This window comes from Xanthomonas massiliensis (assembly GCF_900018785.1).
Taxonomy (GTDB): Bacteria; Pseudomonadota; Gammaproteobacteria; order Xanthomonadales; family Xanthomonadaceae; genus Xanthomonas_B; species Xanthomonas_B massiliensis.
The window spans coordinates 1,597,357-1,618,547 of sequence record NZ_FCOY01000006.1; the positions used below are offsets into that span (position 1 = coordinate 1,597,357).

General features: G+C 66.3%; 17 protein-coding genes and 1 pseudogene. 4 read left to right on the plus strand and 14 right to left on the minus strand.

Annotated elements, in window-relative coordinates:
• Window positions 1-9: 9 nt before the first annotated feature.
• The 4 genes from BN3794_RS10195 to BN3794_RS10210 all read right to left on the minus strand — a co-directional run bounded on the left by BN3794_RS10195 (window position 10) and on the right by BN3794_RS10210 (window position 5,684).
• Entirely contained in the window at window positions 10-1,068 is a 1,059-nt protein-coding gene (locus tag BN3794_RS10195; protein WP_160330910.1) for an ABC transporter substrate-binding protein, read from the minus strand.
• 11 nt (window positions 1,069-1,079) lie between these two features.
• Complete coding sequence (locus BN3794_RS10200; protein ID WP_066096895.1) at window positions 1,080-2,450, minus strand: LLM class flavin-dependent oxidoreductase; 1,371 nt, start codon at window positions 2,448-2,450, stop codon at window positions 1,080-1,082.
• Window positions 2,451-2,475: 25 nt separating this feature from the next.
• Window positions 2,476-4,668: a TonB-dependent receptor gene (locus BN3794_RS10205; RefSeq protein ID WP_147675722.1), complete on the minus strand. Its 2,193-nt coding sequence runs from the start codon at window positions 4,666-4,668 to the stop codon at window positions 2,476-2,478.
• Window positions 4,669-4,865: 197 nt separating this feature from the next.
• Window positions 4,866-5,684 (minus strand): class II aldolase/adducin family protein, encoded by an 819-nt coding sequence (locus BN3794_RS10210; protein ID WP_078059685.1) that lies wholly within the window; start codon window positions 5,682-5,684, stop codon window positions 4,866-4,868.
• A gap of 211 nt (window positions 5,685-5,895) precedes the next feature.
• Between BN3794_RS10210 and tilS the strand changes: the two genes are divergently transcribed.
• Genes tilS through BN3794_RS10225 form a run of 3 tightly spaced genes read left to right on the plus strand, consistent with a single transcriptional unit; the run spans window position 5,896 to window position 8,357 of the window.
• Window positions 5,896-7,200 (plus strand): tRNA lysidine(34) synthetase TilS, encoded by a 1,305-nt coding sequence (gene tilS / locus BN3794_RS10215; protein ID WP_066096902.1) that lies wholly within the window; start codon window positions 5,896-5,898, stop codon window positions 7,198-7,200.
• A gap of 31 nt (window positions 7,201-7,231) precedes the next feature.
• Window positions 7,232-7,489, plus strand: coding sequence for an exodeoxyribonuclease VII small subunit (locus BN3794_RS10220; protein WP_066096905.1), 258 nt, complete (start codon window positions 7,232-7,234; stop codon window positions 7,487-7,489).
• A complete protein-coding gene (locus BN3794_RS10225) occupies window positions 7,479-8,357 on the plus strand; it encodes a polyprenyl synthetase family protein (protein WP_066096908.1) in 879 nt (292 codons plus the stop codon). Before BN3794_RS10220 ends, BN3794_RS10225 begins: the two co-directional genes overlap by 11 nt.
• Window positions 8,358-8,544: 187 nt before the next feature.
• Here BN3794_RS10225 and BN3794_RS15950 read toward each other — a convergent pair whose 3' ends face one another.
• The 6 genes and pseudogenes from BN3794_RS15950 to pmbA form a co-directional block, all read right to left on the minus strand.
• Complete coding sequence (locus tag BN3794_RS15950; protein ID WP_328585345.1) at window positions 8,545-8,934, minus strand: DUF4260 domain-containing protein; 390 nt, start codon at window positions 8,932-8,934, stop codon at window positions 8,545-8,547.
• 31 nt (window positions 8,935-8,965) lie between these two features.
• Window positions 8,966-9,481, minus strand: a complete 516-nt coding sequence (locus BN3794_RS15955; RefSeq protein ID WP_147675723.1) for a DUF6928 family protein — start codon at window positions 9,479-9,481, stop codon at window positions 8,966-8,968.
• A 34-nt stretch (window positions 9,482-9,515) separates the two neighbouring features.
• A pseudogene (locus tag BN3794_RS10230) lies at window positions 9,516-10,481 on the minus strand (IS1595 family transposase).
• Between the two features lie 337 nt (window positions 10,482-10,818).
• Window positions 10,819-11,121 (minus strand): DUF2750 domain-containing protein, encoded by a 303-nt coding sequence (locus BN3794_RS17060; RefSeq protein ID WP_201455265.1) that lies wholly within the window; start codon window positions 11,119-11,121, stop codon window positions 10,819-10,821.
• A gap of 321 nt (window positions 11,122-11,442) precedes the next feature.
• Window positions 11,443-11,853, minus strand: coding sequence for a DUF4870 domain-containing protein (locus tag BN3794_RS10235; protein ID WP_066096912.1), 411 nt, complete (start codon window positions 11,851-11,853; stop codon window positions 11,443-11,445).
• A gap of 90 nt (window positions 11,854-11,943) precedes the next feature.
• Entirely contained in the window at window positions 11,944-13,311 is a 1,368-nt protein-coding gene (gene pmbA, locus BN3794_RS10240; protein ID WP_066096915.1) for a metalloprotease PmbA, read from the minus strand.
• A gap of 93 nt (window positions 13,312-13,404) precedes the next feature.
• On the opposite strand from pmbA, the gene yjgA reads away from it, so the two are divergent.
• A complete protein-coding gene (yjgA, locus tag BN3794_RS10245; RefSeq protein ID WP_066096918.1) occupies window positions 13,405-13,974 on the plus strand; it encodes a ribosome biogenesis factor YjgA in 570 nt (189 codons plus the stop codon).
• 112 nt (window positions 13,975-14,086) lie between these two features.
• Here the strand turns inward: yjgA and tldD are convergent, their stop codons facing one another.
• The 4 genes from tldD to BN3794_RS10255 all read right to left on the minus strand — a co-directional run.
• The gene (gene tldD / locus BN3794_RS10250; RefSeq protein WP_066096921.1) at window positions 14,087-15,532 is read right to left on the minus strand and encodes a metalloprotease TldD; all 1,446 of its coding nucleotides are present in this window, start codon (window positions 15,530-15,532) and stop codon (window positions 14,087-14,089) included.
• A 519-nt stretch (window positions 15,533-16,051) separates the two neighbouring features.
• Window positions 16,052-16,906: a tetratricopeptide repeat protein gene (locus tag BN3794_RS16390; RefSeq protein WP_160330912.1), complete on the minus strand. Its 855-nt coding sequence runs from the start codon at window positions 16,904-16,906 to the stop codon at window positions 16,052-16,054.
• 5 nt (window positions 16,907-16,911) lie between these two features.
• Window positions 16,912-19,968 carry a glycoside hydrolase family 19 protein gene (locus BN3794_RS15965; RefSeq protein ID WP_147675725.1) on the minus strand — a complete coding sequence of 1,019 codons (3,057 nt, stop codon included), beginning with the start codon at window positions 19,966-19,968 and terminating at the stop codon, window positions 16,912-16,914.
• On the minus strand, window positions 19,919-21,191 hold a 1,273-nt coding region (locus BN3794_RS10255; protein ID WP_147675726.1), incomplete at its 5' end, for a type VI secretion system Vgr family protein. The genes BN3794_RS10255 and BN3794_RS15965, both read right to left, overlap by 50 nt.

Genomic DNA, 21,191 nt, shown 5'->3' on the forward strand with positions numbered 1-21,191 from the left:
CCGCGGCCATCAGCGTGGCCGCTCGCCGTTCGCGTCCAGCGGCACCCACGCATGCTCCAGGTGCAATTGCCTGAGTGCTGCATCCAGGTAGCGCCGATCGAACCAGGTATCGATGTCCACCGGCGGACCGCGGAGCATCCCGAGTTTCGCGACCAGGGCCTGGGTGTCCTTGTACTGGGCGAGGAAGAACGGATCCAGCAACGGGCTGAAGCGGTCGGCCAGGGGGCGGCCGGCATAGTCCCGGCGCAGGACCGGCACCGGCCGCCCACCCGTGGACAGGATCTGGAACACCGCCTCGCGGTTCGCTTCCTGCGAGGCCCATTGCGATGCCTGCACCACCACCTTGACCACCCTGGCCACCAGTTGCGGGTAGCGACGGGCGAAATCCTCGTTCACCAGCAGCCCGGCCTGGGCGGTGAAGCGCGCCGGGCCGTTCTGGGTGCTGTAGACGATGCGGGCCAGGCCCCTGTCCACCGCCACCAGGGACTCGGACCCGCCGAAGATCGCGTCGATGTCCCCGTTCTTCAGCGCGTTGGCCGCCTGGGCGCCGAGCAGGCTGACGTTGCGGATGTCCTTCTCGCCCATGCCCTGGCTGGCGAGGATGCGGATGACCTGCAACTGGATGTAGTTGCCCTTGAAGTAGGCGACCTTCTTGCCCTTGAGGTCCTTGAGCGAGCGGATCGGCGAATCCGGGCGGACCAGCAGGTAGGCATTCTCCAGCCGTCCGGCCGGCAGGACGAGGCGGCTGCGGATCCCCGCACTGCGTCCGACCAGCGAGATCATGTCGCCGTTGCCGGCGAAATCGATCTGCCCGTTGGCCAGCGCCTGGCCGACCATCGGACCGCCGCCCTTGAAACCAGGGAACTCGACCCGGATGCCGTCCTTGGCGAATTCCGCCTCGAACAGGCCCCGGGCCTGGGCGATGCCGGTGGCACCCCAGACCACGCGGGCGCTGCCCGGGATGGCAGGCGCGCCGATGCGGATCACCTTCGGCAGCGGCGCGGTCTGCGCCACGGCCAGCCCGCAGCCCAGCAGCAGCACCAGGGCGAGGATCCAGCGCGAGGCCATGCGCCCGTGCATCACGATGCCCCCGCGACGCGACGCGCAGCTGCCGCCTCGTGCACGCCGAGTGCGTGGCGATTCACCGGGAAATCCAGCCCCAGGTGCCCGCGCAAGGTGTCGGAACGATATTCGCGGCGGAAGATGCCACGCGCCTGCAGGATCGGCACCACCTGGTCGACGAACTCGCGCAGGCCCTGCGGCTGCAGGTAGGCGTGCAGGATGAAGCCGTCCACCACCCGCCCCTCGTAGAGCCGCTGGAGGCGGTCCGCGACCTGCTCGGGCGTACCCACGAACTGCAGGCCGGGATTGGCCACGCGCAGCGCCAGCTGGCGCAGGGTGAGGTTTTCCTCCCGCGCCAGGCGCAGATAGGCCTCGGCGGTGGACTTGAAGCTGTCCTTGCCGATGTCGCCCAGCTCCGGCAGCGGCTCATCGAGCGGAAAGCGCGAGAAGTCGAAGAAGCTGAAGTAGCGGCCCAGGTATTTCAATGCCACGCCGATGTCCAGCAGTTCGGAGACCTCGCGGTGCTTGCGCAGCGCCTCCGCCTCGGTGGCGCCGACGATCGGGGTGATGGCCGGAAACACCAGCAGCTCCTCCGGGCGCCGGCCATAGGCGGCAGCACGGCGCTTGATGTCGTCGTAGTACGCCTTTGCCTCGTCCACGTTCTCCACGCTTCCGGAGAAGATCGCATCCGCCTCGCGCGCCGCCAGGTCGCGTCCCGGTTCGGAAGCCCCGGCCTGGAACAGCACCGGCCGTCCCTGTGGAGAACGCTCGATGTTCAGCGGCCCCTGCACCGCGAAGAACTCGCCCTTGTGGCCGAGCACATGCATCTTCTCGAAATCGACGTACCGGCCGCTCTGCTTGTCGCGGACGAAGGCGTCGTCCTCCCATGAATCCCACAATCCCTTGACCACCTCGATGTACTCGCCGGCGATGCGGTAGCGCAACGCATGGTCGTGGAGCTTCTCCCCGCCATGGTTGCGGGCATGGCCTTCCAGTGCACCGGTCACCGCGTTCCAGGCGGCGCGCCCGCCGCTGATCAGGTCCAGCGAGGCCAGCTGCCGGGCCACGTCGAACGGTTCGGTGTAGGACGTGGTCACGGTCGCCGCCAGGCCGACATGGCGGGTGACGGAGGACACCGCGGCCAGCGCCGTGATCGGCTCCAGACGGCTCAGGAAATACGGTGTGGAATCGCGGGTGATGAAGGTGGAGTCGGCGATGAAGCCGAAATCGAACTTGCCCTCCTCGATCGTCTGCGCCGCCTCGATGAAGGAAGCGATGTCGGAGGCGCTGTTGCTGCGCGCCTGCGGGTGGCGCCACGCCTGCACGTTCGCGCCGATGCCGGAAAGGAAGGCAGCCAGGTGCAGCTCGCGTCGCTGGGAAGCGGCCATGTCTCGATCTCCTGTGCGAGGGGGTTCAGCGGAAGTCCCGGCGCACGCTCAACAGCCACTGCCGCGCGCGGTTGTACGTGGCCGAGTAGTAGTCCAGCGTCGGGATGTAGTAGCCGGGCAGCCCATAGGTCCTGTCCAGCAGGTTCTTGGCGGTGAGCGAGAAGGTCCAGTCGCCGCCGGCGGTGGTGTAGGACGCACTGGCATCCAGGTAGTGCGTGGCGGGGAACATCGTGTACTGGCTGGTGGCACTGACCGCCGAATAGGAACTGGCGTCGGCACGCAGGTTCGCTCCCAGCCGCAGGCTGGCCCCGCCGGCGAGATCACGCGTGTAGACCGCACCGAGGCTTCCGCTCCAGCGCGGCGAATAGGGCAACGCGTCGCCGGTGAAATCCGTGCTCGCCGCGCCGGTGGGGTTGACGAATTCGTCGAAGCGGGTGCGCAGATAGGCCAGGTTGAAGGTGAACTGCAGCGCCTGGCTGGCCTGCACGACGGACTCCCATTCGGCGCCGTAGGTGTGCGCCTTGCCCGCGTTCACGATCACCGCGCCGGGAACCAGCTGGCCGCCGACCACCGGGTTGTTGATCGAGGCCTGGTAGTCCCGGTAGTCGTTGTAGAACAGCGCCAGATTGCCGCGGAAGCGCCCGTCCCAGGCCGTGCTCTTGAGGCCCACCTCATACGCGGTGACCCGCTCGGGATCGACCGGAACCTCGGCGACCGCGCGCGTGGCGGCGGCCGGGTTCCAGCCACCGGAAGTCTCGCCGATGGCCCAATTCGCGTAGACCAGCAGGTTCGGCGTCCACTGGAAATCCACGCCGATCTTCGGCGTGGCGGACTGGTAGGTCTTGCCCAATCCACGGACCGAATAGGTCGTGTCCAACCGCGCGCCGCTGGCGTCGCTGGCGTAGGCCGCGCTGTCCAGATCCCGCCATTCCTTGCTGAGGCGCAGGCCGGCGGTCAGCCCGAGGCGATCGCTGAGATGGTAGGTCCCCTGGCCATACAGGCCGGCGGTGTCGGTGCGGCTGCTGCTGTCGATGATGCTGAAGCGGCCACTGCTCCAGCTCAGCCGGTCCATCCCGAACTCCTCGTGCCAGAGCATCAGGCCGGCGATGAAGTTGAAGTGCTCGTAGTCGCCGAACAGCTGGAATTCCTGGGACAGCTGGTGCTGGTCCAGGTCCTGGTCGAAACCGGATACCGGGGTCGGATAGGGGTCGTCGGAAGGCAGGTGCACGTTGAACCCGCGCGAGGCGGTGATCGACTTCCACGAGAGCGTGTCGGTCAGACTGCCTTCCAGCTTCAGCGAGATGCCGCCGCTGTTGTACTGCTGGTGCTTGCCGTAGTCGGAGAAATTCCGGCGCACGCCGCTGCCGGGCCAGTTCAGCGGCGTGGAACCGGTCGTGGACGTACCATGCAGGCCATCGACCGTCAGCGTGGCCACCAGGCCATTCTCCGGCGTCAAGCGCAGGATGCCGCGCAGCTGCTGGTTCTCGTAGCCGTTGACGTGGCGGTCCAGGTAGACATTGTCCACGTCGCCACCGAGATGGCTGGTGGAGACGGCCAGGCTGCCCGACAACAGGTCCGGCGAGAGGCTGCCGTTGACGTAGCCGCGGGTCTCGACCTGGCCCTGGTTGCCCGCCCCCACGCTCAGCCAGGCGCCGAAATCCTGGCTGGGCTGTCGCGAGATCAGGCGCAGGGCACCGGAGCTGGTGTTCTGCCCGTAGAGGGTGCCCTGCGGGCCATGCAGCACCTCGATGCGATCGATGTCCGGCAGGCTGCCGACGTAGCTGCTGCCGAACGAGCGCGGCACGTACACGTCGTCCAGGTACCAGCCCACGGAGGGATTGCCGATCGGCCGGGACGAGCCGATGCCGCGGATGAACACGCTCTGCGTGTTCGACCATTGCGCGGGGATGTTGACACCCGCCGCCAGCCCGGCCAGATCGGCGAGCTTGGTCACGCCGCGGCGCTGCAGTTCCTCCGCCTCGACTGCGTTGACGGTGACCGGCGTCTTCTGCAACACGGTTTCGTGACGCTCGGCGGTGACCTTCACGTCCGGCAGGCGGACCGCATCGTCCAGGGCCCTGGCCGCGTCCTCCGCCAAGGCCGCCGGTGCCATCGCCAGCAACGCCATGCCGCAGGCCAGGGCCAGGTTCCCGCGACGGGAACCCGGCCCGACGACATCGACGCGGACTCGGAACCGGGGGATGTGGTCTGTGTTCATTCGGATCTTTCCAAGGCGATCCCGGGCCCTGCACATCGCGCGGGCCGGAGAAGGGATGAAACGAAGGGGGAAGGCGCGCGGTACGACGGGAACCCGCCATCAGCAGCTGCGACAGCGATCCATGCCACCGACAGGCGGCAGGCATCCATCGCGCCGGGGAACCCGCGCATGGCCCGCTAGCCGGGACGCGGCGGCGTTCATTGCAGGAGATCCGGGTGGCGGGCAACCACGCCCTGGTAGAGCGGCTGGAAATTCAGCCAGCCGGCATAGCCGTCGTCGAAACGCGCCGCGTTCTGTCGCGCCCGCGCCTCGTCCAGCACCTGCAATCCCGCCAGGCCACGCGCCAGGACCTGCTCGCGACACACCTTTTCCAGCGAGACGAACAGGTACACCGCCTCATCCACGCTGCCGCCCACGGTCAGCGTCCCATGGTTGCGCATCACCAGCGCCCGTCCCGAGGGACCCAGCGCGCGCGGCACGTTCGGGCCCTCGCCATGCACGAAGCTGTCGTAGACGGCATGGCGCTCGTGGAAGACGGCCGCTTCGTTGCTGATCGGCAAGATCACCTCGGCGGTGGCCGCCCAGATCTTCGAATAAGGCGCGTGCGTATGCACCGCCGACGCCACGTCCGTGCGCCCGGCCAGGATCGCCGCGTGCAGCGGCACGCCGCCAGGATGCACGTAGCCCTCGCCCTGCAGGCGTCGCCCGCGATAGTCGACCTGGATCAGGTCGCTGACCCGGATGCGGTCGAACGCGACCGCGAACGGGTTCATCCAGAACCGGTCCGGGAATTCCGGGTCGCGCGCCGAGATGTGCCCCATCACGCCTTCGTCGTAGCCGAGTTCGGCGAACAGGCGGAATGCCGCGGCCAGCTTGCGCTTGCGGTCCTCGCGGGCCGCCGCGGGCGTGTCGAACGAGGGCAGCGGCGGCCGCGGCAGGTGCCGCGCTTCCTCGAACGTGATGGTGCGCGGCAAGGATGTCGCGTGGCCGAGGGGCAATGAGGGGACGGAGTTCATGGGGCCACCCTAGTCCCCGGCCTTGCCAGGCCGAACTGCAAAAACCGGCATTGTCCAGGCCGTTTAGCGCGAAAAAACCGCGCAACGCCGTCTTTGCCGGCAGCCGGGCCCGGCTAGATAACGACCGACAATGACCTCATGTCCGGCGCGCATGCCCTCGGCCGTCGCGCCTGGCTGTGCCAAGCTGGATACCCTTCCACGCGCTACCCACATGTCCTCCTCGCCGATCGATCCGGTGCAGTCCTGCCTCGCCCCGCCCCCCGGCCCCGTGCTGGTCGGATTCAGCGGCGGCCTGGATTCCACCGTGCTGCTGCATGCGTTGGCGCGATCGCCGGGCCAGCGGCGGGCGGGGCTGCGCGCGATCCACGTCGATCATGGCCTGCAGCCGGCCTCCGCCGACTGGGCCGCGCACTGCCGTGCGGCGTGCGCGGCGCTGGACGTGCCGCTGCTGGTAGTCCCGGTGGCCGTCGATGCCACCTCGGGCCTGGGTATCGAGGGTGCGGCGCGCCAGGCGCGGCGCGCGGCCTTCGCCGAGGCCCTCGCGCCGGGCGAGTGGCTGGCCCTGGCCCACCACCGCGACGACCAGGCCGAGACCTTCCTGCTGCGCGCCCTGCGTGCCTCCGGCCCGGACGGGCTGGCGGCCATGCGCGAACGCGGTCCGTTCGCCGCCGGCACGGTGTGGCGGCCGCTGCTGTCCCTGCCGCGCACCCGGCTGGAAGCCTGGGCACGCGCCTGCGGCCTGGACTGGATCGACGACCCCAGCAACGACGAAGACCGCTTCGACCGCAACTTCCTGCGTCATCGGGTGCTGCCGCTGCTGCACCAGCGCTGGCCGCAGGCCGACGCGGCGCTGGCGGCCAGCGCCGCGCTGTGCGCCCAGGCCGGCGACCTGCTGGCCGACGAGGACGAATGCCTGCTGGCAGCGGCGCAGGACGCCCGCGGTGCGCTTGTCCTGGCGGCCCTGGCCGGGCAGCCCGGCGCTCGCCGTGCGCGCGTGCTGCGGCTGTGGCTGGCCCGGCACGGCGCACCTGCCCTGCCGGCGCGCGGCACTGCCCGCCTGCTGTCGCTGATGGACCGCCCTGCAGAGCAGGCCGAGGCCGGTTTCGCCTGGCGCGGCCACGAGGTGCGGCGCTGGCGCGGGGCGCTGTACCTGCTGCGGCAGCCGCTGCCCGGGTTGCCGGTCGACTGGCAGGCGACCTGGGATGGCATCGTGCCCCTGGCCCTGCCCGACGGCAGCCGGCTGGCGCTGGAAGGCGCGAGCGGCGGCTTCGGCCAGCGCCTGCTGGTGCATGCGCGGCACGGCGGCGAACGCATCCTCCTGCCCGGGCGCGCGCATTCGCACGCCCTCAAGCACGTGCTTCAGGAAGCCGCCATCCCACCGTGGCAACGCCTGCGCCTGCCGCTGCTGTGTGCGCCGGACGGCCGCGTGCTCGCCGCCGGTGATTGCCTGCTGTCCGCCGGGTTCGATGCATGGCTGCGCGAGCACGGCGCACGCCTGCGCTGGGTGCCGAATTGACCCCCGTCGCCGCCACGCCCACACTTTCGCGATGGCAAAGAAATCCCCCGCAGAGGAATCCCCGGTCGCCCGCTTCGAGCAGTCGCTCGAGGAGCTGGAACAGCTGGTGGAAAAGATGGAAGGCGGCGAGCTGACCCTGGAACAGTCGCTGGCCGCCTACGAGCGCGGCGTGGCGCTGTACCGCCAGTGCCAGGGCGCGCTGGAACAGGCCGAACTGCGCGTGCGCCTGCTCAGCGATCCGCAGCACCCGGAGAGCGGCGAGCCGTTCGAGCCCGGCGATGAGCCCTGATCCGCATCTGGCGCCCTGGCGCGGCCGCATCGAGACCGCGCTGGCCGCCCATCTGCCGCCGGCCACGCAGGAGCCGCGCCGCCTGCATGCGGCCATGCACCACGCCACGCTCGGCGGCGGCAAGCGGATCCGCGCCCTGCTGGTCTACGCCACCGGTACCCTGCTCGGCGCCGAGCCGGCCGTGCTGGACGCGCCCGCGGTGGCGGTGGAACTGATCCACGCCTACTCGCTGGTCCACGATGACCTGCCGGCGATGGACGACGACGCCCTGCGCCGCGGCCGACCGACCGTGCACGTCGCCTTCGACGAGGCCACCGCGATCCTGGCGGGCGACGCGCTGCAGGCCCGCGCCTTCCAGGTGCTGGCCGGGGCCCCGGCCGAGGCCGGCCTGCGCCTGGGCTGGATCGACACCCTGGCCCGCGCCGCCGGCAGCGAAGGCATGTGCGGCGGCCAGGCCATCGACGTGGAGGCCACCGGCCAGCACCTGCCGCTGCCGGCACTGGAACGCATGCATGCGCTCAAGACCGGCGCACTGATCCGCGCCGCCGTGCGCATGGGGGCGCTGGCCGGCGACGCCGACGATGCGCGCCTGGCCCGCCTGGACCGCTTCGCCGCCGCGCTGGGCCTGGCCTTCCAGGTCCGCGACGACATCCTCGACGTGGAGGCCAGCTCGGCCGAACTGGGCAAGACCGCCGGCAAGGACGCGGCCCAGGCCAAGTCCACCTACCCCGCCCTGCTCGGGCTGGACGGCGCACGCGCCAAGCTCGACGAACTGGCCCGCACCATGGACGCGGACCTGGCCGACACCGGCGAGGCCGGCGCCCTGCTCCGCGCCTTGGCCGAGTTGACGGTCGAGCGCCGCTATTGAATCCGGATTTCTGCGTCCGGATTTCCGGGCGAATCCGGCGGGGATGCCCTGGGCACGGCGGGGCAGATCCTGCGGGCGACATGGGCAACGACCGCCAATGCAAGTGGTCCGCACGCACGATCATTCCGCGCCGCGCAATCGCCTGAACGAAGCCATGCCGCGAAGCGATGTCGGCGTGGATGAATCGTCAGGTGCCAGTTCGCGTACGTCCGAGGAGACCCAAGTGGGTGAATCCGAACCCGGCAGAATACTTAAGGCCATAGCCCAGCGCACGGTCGAAGCCAATATGGGCCATCCAGATGATTCCGGCGGCGACTGCCGCAGGAACCGACAGAAAAGCACCGGCCACCAGTAGCACCAAAGCGCCCACGACGGAATGCGCAACGTTATATGACACGGCGCCCGCCCTTGGCCCAGCCAAATAACCGAGGAAAGATAGGTCTGGCGCCAGGAAGAACAAAGCAAAAACCCCCCATCCGTCACCAAACTTCGAATAGGCCAGGAGGCTGGCCACTAGAATGCATAACCCTTCGATGCGGAGCAAAACCCGCACCCCGCCCGATGCCGAACCCGTCACTTTAGTTTTCTCCCGAGCATACTGTTAAGCCTCATTTCCAGAAACTCCACCTTGGCTTGCTGCGTTGCAGCTGCAGAAGCGGAATGTTCTCCGGCTCAAGAAGCGATTCACCGACATACCCTTCCAGTCGATAGCCGAAGAATGCCGCCAATGCAGCTTCACCTAGCTCCAATGGATGGAATGGGAACGGATAGCTGCCTGGATCCTCCGAGGAATCGAGTGCCGGATGTTGGCCCGCCCAATAAGGCGCTTCGAACTCCAGCCTGGGCCCTATATCTTCAAGCACTCCACAATCTGGCGAGAGGCTCAGCGCGCGTACGAGCTTGCCGTCTGACCAATGTGCAAAGGCGAGCCAATCAACTGCGCTATGCATTGCGTGCAGGTAGATGTCCCGATACGGGGCGTTCTCCAGGAAGTGTTTTGGCAGACGTGAGGGATAGTCAATTCCGAATTCTGATGCAGCGACTACTGCAACATTTGGAAAAGACCCGACCATGATCTGATTGTCGTCTGGGTAAGTGGATGACAAATCGCCCTGACCGGACACCCTTAGTGTTTCCTTGGGGAAAAGACGCTCCTGATTAGCACGCACTTTCAGTCGAGAACAGCGGCACATCGCGCAACGTTCTCTCCGGCCAAGGCTTTGCAGTAGCCGCCGTGGCCAAAAGACTCGGCACCAGCCGAGTCAGGTCGAAGCGACGGTTGAACCGCCACATCGTCTCGGCCAGGTAGCGCTGGGCGTACTTGGCGAACTTGAAGGCGTGATACGCCCCGTCCAGCGAGCGCTTGAGGTTGGACAGCACGACATTGACCCAACGGGCGTTCTCTTCCTCACAGCGGCCGCGGCCATGGCCTTCGATGACGGTGTGCGCATGCTCGGCTTCCAGCGCCCGAAACGCGCCCAGTCCGTCGCTGTAGACATCCGATCCCGGATGCAAGCGCTGCCCGATCCAGTCCGACAGGGCCGCCTTGGTGAAACCCGGCACCAGGTCGATCGCTGCGTGCCGTGGGCGACCGTCGTCAGTGGTCTCCACGGCGATCACGAAAGGGCGCTTGTTCTCCGAGCCACGGCCGGCCTTGCCGCCGTTGCGTTCCCCACCCAGGTAGGCATCGTCCAGTTGCACGATCCCGCCCAGCTTGCGGCCCGCCTCGCGCTCGGCCATCGCCTGCATCAGCTTGTGCTTCATCCGCCACGCCGCCGGGTAGCTCACGCCCAGGTGCCGCATCAGCTCCAGCGCCGACAGGTTGGTCTTGCTCTGGCCCAGCAGGTACATGCCCAGCAGCCAGGTCCGCAGCGGCAGCTTGCTGTTGTCCATCACCGTACCCGAGCGCAGGCTGGTCTGGCGGTGGCAGGCCGTGCACTGTCAGTACGTGGCACCGTGACGCTGGAACCGGCTGTGCGCCGTACCGGCGCAACGAGGACAGACGAAGCCATGCGGCCAGCGCGAGGCCTCCAGCGCCTGCTCGCACTGGCGCTCGCTGCCATAGCGCTTGAGGAACGCCGGCAACGACAGGCCCGGCTGGAACTGCACACGGTTCATGGCCATCTTCTGATCTCCCGAGAGCGATGACCCCAACATGCTGCGTAACGCTCTCACCACTTGCGACTGCGCTGAAAGATCGTGCTAATCAGGAAGACGCTTGGCTAAAGCGAAAGATTTCTCTCGATCAAGATCAGTGGCAGCGCGAATGTGGGAGAGAGGAAATTCGGGGTCTGCATATACAAGCATCCATGTTTTAGCGCCCACATGTCCTCCGTTGGCTTCAGATGAGACCCAACGCCTGGATTAGGCGGTGCCGCGAGCGGCATCGGCTCGAATGAAGTGTTAGGGCCCTGCAGGACTAGCGCCAACGATGCACTCCGCGGCCTGCGCAGATGCAATGTCATAGCCGGTTGTCTGGTCCCCGATCCAGTTGATTCCCACAAGAATGCCATTTTTGCCAAGCCCGGGAACCCTGGCGCCCCAGAAGGACGTCAGGCGTAATCTCGACAAGAGTGAGGCCTCGATAAGCTGCCACGGCCGCGCTCACTCGCTCGACACGGACGCGGGACGACCAGAACGGCTGCGCCCGCTCTCCGCCAGCGCCAAGAGGGGCGGTAAACCCACCCTCGTCGCGAATGGTCCAGACAAACCCATGCTCTAGGACCTCTCGATAAAATGCTGCAGTTTGCGACGCTGATTGCATGGAGCCTGCCTGTTAGGCCGCGCATGAAGCGGTGTTGTTGGGCAGCCGATGCCAAGCAGCGAGATGCTGCCCCGCACTGGCGCCGCGACCAGGCATGTCACGTCGCGGCCTGCCCACGGGCGCGCACCTGCCGGTGAACCATCCGCTACCCGCAGGCACGGGAACCTGTCGGTGCCACCGCATTGGCAAGCGCCCTGCCGGCGCCCACTGCGGCACGGGCAGCCGGGACCTCGGACCACCGCGACGGGGCGACGATATCCCATGGGTCCACGCCGGCATCCGGCATGCCGGGGGCGTTCCCCGGCTGCCGGCGCCACGCCGTCACTTGATCAGGCGCAGGGTGAACGGATAGCGGTAGGCCACGCCTTCGTTGGCCTTGATCGTGGCGATGATGGTCAGCACCAGCCAGGCGACGGCCAGGATGATGCCGATCGGCAGGGTCACCACGATGCCGATGCCGAAGGTGATCGCGGTCAGCAGGCCCAGGGCCAGGCCCGCGATCAGCACGGTGATGTTGAAGTTCAGCGCTTCCTTGGCCTGGTCGCTGACGAAGGGCATGGTGTCCTTCTTGATCAGCCAGATCACCAGCGGCCCGACGATGTTGCCGACGCCGCTGGTGACGATGCCGGTCAGCGCCGACAGGTGGGCGAACAGCGCCCACTGCCGCTCGTCGGCCGACGGCGTCCCCACCGGCGGCGGCGGTGGCACGGTCACGCTCTCGAAATCGGTCATGGCCTTCTCCTCTGTCCAGGGTGCGCCAGCATAGCGCGGCATCGACCGCACTCTCGGCGGCCGCACCGCGAGGTGTCAAGCCGGCCCGCCTCAGGCCTCGCCGGCCACGGTCATCTCGCCGACCAGGATCGGCCCGGTGCGCACGTGCGAGCGCGGATCCACCTCGCTGCCCACCGCCTCGATCGCCGCGAACATCCGGCGCAGGTTGCCGGCGATGGTGACCCCGTCCACCGCGTGGGCGATCTGCCCGTCCTCGATCCAGAAGCCGGCCGCGCCGCGCGAATAGTCGCCGGTCACCCCGTTCACGCCCTGGCCCATCAGCTCGGTCACCAGCAGCCCGCGGCCCATGCCGCCCAGCAGCGCGGCCAGGTCGCCGGCGTTGGGCGGAATGACCAGGTTGTGCACGCCGCCGGCGTTGCCGGTGCTCTGCAGGCCCAGCTTGCGCGCCGAGTAGCTGCCCAGCACGTAGCGTTGCAGCACCCCGCCCTCGACCAGCGCCGATTCGTGCGTGGCCACGCCCTCGGCGTCGAAGGCCGACGAGCGCAGGCCATGGCGCAGCAACGGCTTCTCCTCGATGGAGAACCAGTCCGGGAAGAGGCGCTGGCCCGCCGCATCGAGCAGGAAGCTGGCACGGCGGTACAGCGCACCGCCGGATACCGCGCCGAGCAGGTGGCCGATCAGCGAGCGCGCCACGTCGGCGGCGAACAGTACCGGGTACTGCCCGGTGGGCAGCGAACGCGGCTGCAGGCGCGCCAGCGTGCGCTCGGCCGCCTTGCGTCCCACCGCCTGCGCCGATTCCAGGTCCGCGCGCGCCAGGCCGGTGCTGTACCAGCCGTCGCGCTGCATGCCGTCGCCCTGCCCGGCGATCAGCGCCACGCCCAGCGAATGCCGGGTATCGCGCTCGCGGCCGACAAAGCCATGCGAGTTGGCGTAGACCGACAGGCTCTGGCTGGTCCCCACCGAGGCGCCATCGGAGTTGGCGATGCGCGCATCGGCCTGGCGCCCGGCCGCCTCGCATTCCAGCGCCAGCTCGACGGCCGTGGACGCATCCAGCGCCCATGGGTGCCAGGTGTCCAGGTCGGGGAACGTCCTTGCCATCAGCGCCGCGTCGGCCAGGCCGGCGGCCGGATCGTCCTCGGTGTAGCGGGCGATGTCGCAGGCCTGCTGGACGGTGGCCTCCAGGCTGGACTCGTTGAGGTCGGCGCTGCTGGCGCTGCCCTTGCGCCGGCCGAAGTAGACGGTCACGGCCACACCGCGGTCGTGGGTGGATTCCACCGTCTCCACCTCGCCCATGCGCACGTTCACGTCCAGGCCGCGCTCCTCGCTGCAGCTGACCTCGGCCTGGGTGGCGCCGAGCGCGCGGGCGCGCTCGAGCAGGCGCGCGGACAATCCGGCCAGGCGCTCCAGGCGCGCGGCGCTGTCGTCGGTGACGGGGGCGATGTCGGTATTCGGGTTCAATGTCTTATCCTTGTGCGGCGAATCCGTTCGCGGAGTCCGGCCGTGCCTGGCCGGCTTTTTTGTTCATTTTCTTATCGAAACGACGGGTGGGCCATGCGCGGACGCGACGACGACACCGGGGAATTCCTCAGCCCCAGCCGCAGCCAGCAGCGGCGCGAAGCGCTGGGCGTGCTCGAGCTGGCGGAAAAGCTCGCCGAGCTGAGCCCCGCGCAGCTGGACAGGCTGCCGATTCCCGAGACGCTGGTGCCCCACATCGACGATGTCCGGCGCATCACCTCGCACATCGCGCGCAAGCGCCAGCTGGCGTTCCTGGCCAAGCAGATGCGCCGCGAGGACGAGGACGTGCTGGAGGCCATCCGCCAGGCGCTGGACGTGGACGGCGAGGCGGCGCGCCGCGAGGTGGCGCTCATGCACCGCGTGGAACGCTGGCGCGAGCGCCTGCTCGAGGAAGGCGACGTCGCCCTGGCCGCGCTGCTGGCCGAGCATCCCGGCGCCGACCGCCAGCGCCTGCGCCAGCTGGTGCGCAATGCCCAGGAAGAGCAGGCGAAGAACAAGCCGCCGCGGGCGTTCCGCGAGATCTTCCAGCTCCTGCGCGAGCTGGTCGTGCAGGCCCAGGAGGCGACACCGCAGGCGGACACCGGGCACGCCGCGCCGGAGGAATAGGCCGCCGCGCCGGCACCGCCGTCCCCGCGCCGGCCAGCGGCGGCGGGCAGGGCACGCACCGTGGCGCCCGTCGCGTCCGCCTTCCACCCGCGAGATGCCGTCGGCGGCTCGGTCAAGCCCGTGTCCCGCCGACGGTCAGGCCCTCGATCAGCAGCGACGGCTGGCCCACGCCGACCGGCACGCTCTGCCCGTCCTTGCCGCAGATGCCCACGCCCTCGTCCAGCGCCAGGTCGTTGCCGACCATGCGCACCTTCTGCATCGTCTCCGGGCCGTTGCCGATCAGGGTGGCGCCCTTCACCGGCGCGGTGACCTTGCCGTCCTCGATCAGGTAGGCCTCGGTGGCCGAGAACACGTACTTGCCGCTGGTGATGTCGACCTGGCCGCCGCCGAAGTTCACCGCGTACAGGCCCTTCTTCACCGAGCGGATCATCTCCCGCGGATCGTGCTGGCCGGCCAGCATATAGGTGTTGGTCATGCGCGGCATCGGCAGGTGCGCGAACGATTCGCGGCGGCCGTTGCCGGTCGGTGCCATGCCCATCAGCCGCGCGTTGAGCGTGTCCTGCATGTAGCCGACCAGGATGCCGTCCTCGATCAGCGGGGTGCAGTGGCTGGGCGTGCCCTCGTCGTCGATGTTGAGCGAGCCGCGACGGCCGGCCAGGGTGCCATCGTCGACGATGGTCACGCCCCTGGCCGCCACGCGCTGGCCGATGCGGCCGGCATAGACGCTGGTGCCCTTGCGGTTGAAGTCGCCCTCCAGGCCATGGCCGACCGCCTCGTGCAGCAGCACGCCCGGCCAGCCCGGACCGAGCACCACCGGCATCACCCCGGCCGGCGCCGGGATCGCCTCGAGGTTGACCAGCGCCTGACGCAGGGCCTCGCGCGCGAATGCCTCGGGGCGGCCATCGGCGAACAGCTCGGCATAGGAATAGCGCCCGCCGCCGCCGGCATAACCGGATTCGCGGCGGCCGTCGTGCTCGACGATCACCTGCACGTTGAGCCGCACCAGCGGGCGCACGTCGGCGCCGAGCACGCCGTCGCTGCGGGCCACCAGCATCGTGTCCACGCCGCCGGACAGGCTCACCATCACCTGCTGCACGCGCGGGTCGGCCGCGCGCAGGAAACGGTCGAGGCGGCGCAGCACTTCGATCTTGGCGGCATTGTCCATGCCGTCCACCGGATCGGTGGCCGGGTACAGCGCGCGCCCGCGGCTGGCGGCCAGGCTGCGCGCCGGCTGCGCCCCGCCCTCGCGCGAGATCGCCCGCGCCGAATGCGCCGCGCCCAGCAGCGCGTCGCGCTGGATGTCGTCGGAATAGGCGAAGCCGGTCTTCTCGCCCGAGATCGCGCGCACGCCCACGCCCTGCTCGATCGAATGGGCCCCGTCCTTGACGATGCCGTCCTCCACGCTCCAGCTTTCGCGCCGCGAGTGCTGGAAGTACAGGTCACCGAAGTCGATGCCCGGCCCCAGCAGGGTGCCGAAGGCGCGATCGAGTTGGCCGGCATCCAGCCCGGCAGGCAGCAGCAGGCGGGATTCGGCGAGAGTGAGAGCGTTGTCGGTCATGGGGGACAGATGGGGCCGCACAGGCCGCAGGCAAGAAGGAACGGCCGTCATTGTCGGCGGCTTTGGCGTGCTTGGGAAATGGACGCGGAAGGCCGTCGGGGCCAGCCACTGCCTTCAACTAGCCCGAATGCCAAGGCTGATATCGCTCGCACGCTGGGCGACGGCATAGCCAACAGTCCGCCGGGATTGTGGTCGTTACAGCGCTGCTAGACGCACTTAATATGGGTGGCCTAGGTAATCGCGTCGGAATCCTGCGCACCGACGAAGCGGCAGGGGGATCTTGCCGCCCAGGTAGCTGTTGGTGGTGGAGTCGAACGTGCTCAGCGTGCTGCATTCGGCGATATCCAGCGTGCCTTTTGCGCACCTGCGTCCAGCCAATGGATGCCTTGGGCGTGCCGACGGCAACGATGGCATCCTGTGCTGTCATCTGTTGGTCGGCTTTGTTAGTAGCGTGAGCTCTTAGCGCCCTTGACAACCGTCAATAACACTTTCTGCTTGGGGTTCAGTTTTTTGGCGCATTCACAGCTTTCGACAATGCGATCGCTCAACTGCTCTCTTGGGAATCGAACTGCCTGCTTGTTCCCTATCAGCCTTATAGCTGGCATACAGAGAGCAAGCCATGTTTTTCTGTCCCATTTTCCAATATGCATCGGCCAGATTGATCTTTACAGGGGTGCGCCGCGGAAATTTTTCGTGGACTGCGTTTAAGATAATGAGTGCAGATCGCAGGTGATTGGATTGCTCCTGAAAATACCCAGCATCATTGATTTCAGCGACCGTACTGGGATCCACGATAGTGGCTATTTCATACGCAAGGTATTCCGGAATCTCCTCTCCCTTTTTTATGGCCCTCAAATCCTGAAGCGTCAACTGCCGTAGATGATCGATATCCACGGGTTTAGCCGTGCGCTCATCTTCGCCAAGTTTGAAGCAAGGATTGTAACGATTGACCTTGGCATCAGTTGAGAAAATTTCGCCTTGGAGTTGATTGGCAGGAGTACCGGATACATCAGCCTTTAAACAAAAACTTCTCTCCGCCGCCACCCAACCATATACCGAGTAGTCAAACTCTGCCGCATCGCGACTACTGCGATCGGATCGATCAACAACCAACTCTCCAGTTTTAAGTGGATATAATTCTATGCTTTCTGTTTCTGAGCTTATATCGTATTCCACTGGACTACCAAGGCTGGACAAATGAATGATGACGTGGCGCGTTGTTTTTAGGTAATCACTATCTTTTTTGGCTTCAAATTGTGTGATTCTGTCGGCATTTCCGTCACCGTCCAGATCGATTGATTCCTTGCTTGGTCCATTGGCGTGAACTATAGTCGCTAATGGCAAGAGTGATGCAGCAAAAATTAAATTTTTCATTGTCTTCAAAGGGCCTTTAGGGCTGTTAATCTTGCTTCTGCATAGTCAGAGACTACAGTGTTCTTCCCAATCCCATACCAGCCCTTGTCGAGGGGATTCCCAGATGACTTTCGCAAATCCAGATACCTTTGATACCCAGAAATAGCCTCGTCTCGACTCTTAACAAGGCCATGCTTTGATGATACGGGATCATTCCATAGCCCCCAAGCAAAAGAAAATTTCCTGTTATCGTAAATCTTGCTCTCGGAGAACGAGTATTTTCCATCGTGGTTTTTCTTTACGCATTCTTGAGCTGATAAAGCAGTTATGGCTCTATTTAGATACGAAAGCCGGTCGTCACCTCCATTGTATGCCCCGTTTACGACGGCTGTGCACCATAGAAAATCGTCCTCTTCGGCAGCGGAGTTAATTTTCTTAAATTCACTCCAGTACCAAGCCGCAGACAATACGCTATGCGGGACCCCCTCCAGTTTCGAGTAATTATCGGCTGAAGATGTAACATCCTCTCCAATAAATTTCCCGTAGGCTTCATAATTTGTTTCAAAAGTAATCTGAATCAGTCCTCGGCCACGCCAGGGATCATAAGAAAGATTTGCGCCTAGCTCCCTTGTATACTTGAAAGCCCCACTTTCATGCAGCAATTGCGCGAGGAAGTGCGCACGATTCACGCAGCTATTAATTCCAAATCGCCTGAATGCATTATTCAGATGGGGCAGATAAGTATCTATGTTTGATTTGCTAGCGCTGGGGGCTATTTCTGCAAGTTGTTCGGCAGTCAGATCGGCTTCGCAAGTGCAGCCACTGTTTGTGAAGAAATTCCCGATAATCCCAACAGGATGGAAGGCACAGACCTTGGCGTCGGCGGGCAAGGCGCAATCGGACTTGACCTTGTCCCACCACTGCAATGACTGGATGCGCTCCTTCTCTTTTCCCCAATCGGCCTTGCGCGGTTCGGGAATGTCCTTGTCGATGGCGTTCCACTGTTCCGCTGGCGTCCCCCATTCGCTGGTGTGATGGATGATCAGGCGCGAGAGCGCATCCGCCAGCCAGGGTTGCTTGAGCGCCTTGCGTAACTCCTCGGGCGTCAGGACCTTGTCGTCGTCCAGATCGATGGCATCGCACAGTCGGGAGAACAGGGGGCCGCCATTTGCTTCGGCCGCCTTGGCGGCCAGCGCGGCCTGTTCGTCCGGCCGGGCCTGCTTGGTCGCATCGATATGGCGGGCATACAACTGCTCCGGCGTACTGGTGTCGCCCTCCACGATCTCGAATCCCGGCCAGTCCCACGGCGAGCATAGCGTGACCAGGGGATGGTCCTTCTCCCGCACCCATCCGATCCGCGAACTGCCATCCGCGGTCCCGATATCGATTTCCCACCAGCGGGTACCATCCGGCTCGGCGACGACCTTGGACAACTGCTTGATCGCCACGACACGGACGAAGTTCGCGGTCGGTCCGTCACCTTGTCCGACCTTCAACGGAAACTGGCTCCAGGCCTGCATTTCGCGTCCGGATGCGGTGCCCTCGCTATCCAACATGCCGGCTTCGACCCAGACCGGTGTGCCGGTGGGCACCCACACCTGGCGCCGGGTGTAGGCAGCCTTCGCGTCTTTGCCGAGCGCATTGTAGGCAGCCTGGGTAATCGCGTCGGAATCCTGCGCACCAACGAAGCGGTAGGGAATCTTGCCACCGGGGTAGCTATTGGTGGCGGAATCGAATGTGCCCAGCGCGCTGCGCTCGGCGATCTCCAGCGTGCCCCTGCGCACCTGTATCCAGCCGCTGGACGCCTTGGATGTGCCGACGGCAACGACGGCATCCTGCGCGGCTATCCGTTGGTCGGCCTTGGTGGGTAGCGCGAGCTTGGCGCCCTTGTCGACTTTCAATAGCACTTTCTGCTTGGCATCCAGTTGCTTGGCGCGTTCACGGCTCTTGGCGATGAAACCCTTGATGTCATCTGGCGTAAAGACATCGGGGTGGGTCAGTGAACGCGGACGGGCGCTGACCATGGGATTGGTGTCGATGTAGCGCTCGTATTGCCCGAGATAGCCGATCAGCTCGCCGGCCTTGATTGGCTTCGGCTTAGGCAGGACATGGACCGTGTCCTTTGTCGGCTCTGCTCCGACCGGAGTGAGCCCTTCCTTGCTCTTGGACGAACCCTTGAATACATAGGTCCCCGTCACGTCACCGGGATACGTGGTCCCGCTGACGACCTCGACGATCTTGAAATATCCCTTCTTCCTGGGGTTTTCCTCGCCCAGCTTCAACTTGACCCCGCGCGGTGCGAAGCCCGCGTATTGGTTCTCGGCCGTGCGCAGGTTGATGCCGGGTCCACTGTCTTCGGGGATGAATGCGTTCCTGGTGCGATCCTGATCGAAAGCTTTGTCGCCCACCAGGTAGATTTCGTCGCCCCAATAGCCGGGCCTGGGCTTCTTCGCATCCAGTTTCTGGTAGCCGGCCCAATCCAGCAGGTGCAGATAGACGCTATAGAAGATCAACGACGGCTCTTCGGCCTTCTGATCAGGCCTCTGTGGGGTATGGTCCGAAGCGGGCGCGGTCTTGTTTTGTTCCTTCTGGCCCTGCTGCTTGGTTGCAGGTGCGGGCGGCAGCTCCAGCCTGTGGCGCACCAAGGTGAAGCCACGCGAGTAGAGTGCCTTGCCGGTGCTGTATTCGACCGAGGAGTATTGCGATTCGACCTGATAGGCGACGACCTCCCCATCGCCGATGCAGCGGATGCCCTCCTCCTGCGGTAGCGTTGCACCGGTCTGCGCATCGAAATGGATGCCGCCGTGCCATTGGCCATTGGCACCAATGGGATAGAAACCATCGGAAGCATTGGACAGCGCTTGGAAATAGAACCGGGTGTCATCAGCGCCGACAGGTTGGGCGCCTACCTTGCCTGACTCCGCCTTTTTCTTGAACGGATAGACCAGCGTGCCGATTTTTGCCGGCGTCTTTTTCCCATTGTCGCCCATATTGATGTCTTCCTTGTAGAAACTGATGTCTTCCTTGTAGAAGTCAGCCCGAGAAGTCGAGCATGCGATCCGGCTCCAGATGCACCAGGCCATCTGGCAGCGACATGCGCAGATCTCCACTATCTCCACCCAGGAACGGATGCTGGCTGGCCTTGACCGTGAACTCTCCCGGGCAGGCGAAGGTGATGTCCCCGCCCTCCAGCGTGATCGCGCTCTGACCGGCCTGCAGCACGATCTTCTGCTGCGCCAGCACCTCGACCCGGTCGTCCGTGGCAGTGATCGTCACGTCCTGGTCGGCCAGCAGTTCCAGTTCGCCGGCATGCGCCTGCAGGCTCACCGGGCCGGCGGCGGCGATCCCCTGGATCGGGCCGGCCTGGGCGAACAGGCTGGCGTGCCGGCCGGCCACCGCCGACAGGGTCTGGCCCGCGGCCAGGTGGGCGTCGTCCTGCACCGTCCAGTGCAGCGCACCGCCGGCGTAGGCCACGCCGCTGTTGGCGCTGGCCAGGGCGATCCGGTCCGGGCTCTCCGCCAGCAGCCGTGGCTGCGCCAGCGCCTCCACCGGGGCGTCGCCCGGTGCGCGGCCCGCACCCGGCTTGAACGCGCTCTGGCCGTTGACGCTGCCGCCGTACCTGCCGTCGGCCTCCGGGTCGATCGACTCGCGCAGCGCGGTGAGGTTCTCCCCGCTCTGCAGCGTCGGCACCTGCTGCTGGACCAGGGTGTCGGCCAGCGCCTGCACGGTGCGCTCGGCGCCCTTGAGCTGGGCGACCGCCTCACTGGCATCCTGCGCGGTGGAGATGGCGTCTTGCCGGGCGGTGGTGGACAGCAGCAGGCCCTGGGCGGCGTGTACCTGGCCCCAGCCCTGGGTCGCCAGTTCGAAGCCCTGCCCGCGCAGCGCGCCGCGACGGGTGTCGGCGTGCTCGACCAGGTAGCCCAGTTCCAGCCGGCTGTCGGCCAGCGAGGTGTGCAGGCGCGTACGCAGCTGCCCCGGCGTGTCGTCCAGCAGCCACTGCTGGTGGCCGCTGCCGTCGTGGGCGGTGCTGTGCAGGCCACTGAGCACGCCCGGCTGGCCGCTGTCCACGTCCCCGCCGAACGGGGGGGCGACCTCGCCGTTGTAGAGCTGGCCGACCACGCGCGGCTGGTCGATGTCGCCCTGCTGGAACGCGACCAGCACCTCGGCACCGACGCGCGGCAGGAAATGGCTGCCCCAGTTGGGGCCGGCCACCGCCTCGGCCACCGGCACCCAGGTGCCGGACGTGGCATCGCCCGGCGCATGGTCGTGGGCAGCCTCCTCGCCCGCCAGGCCACCGGCATTGGGC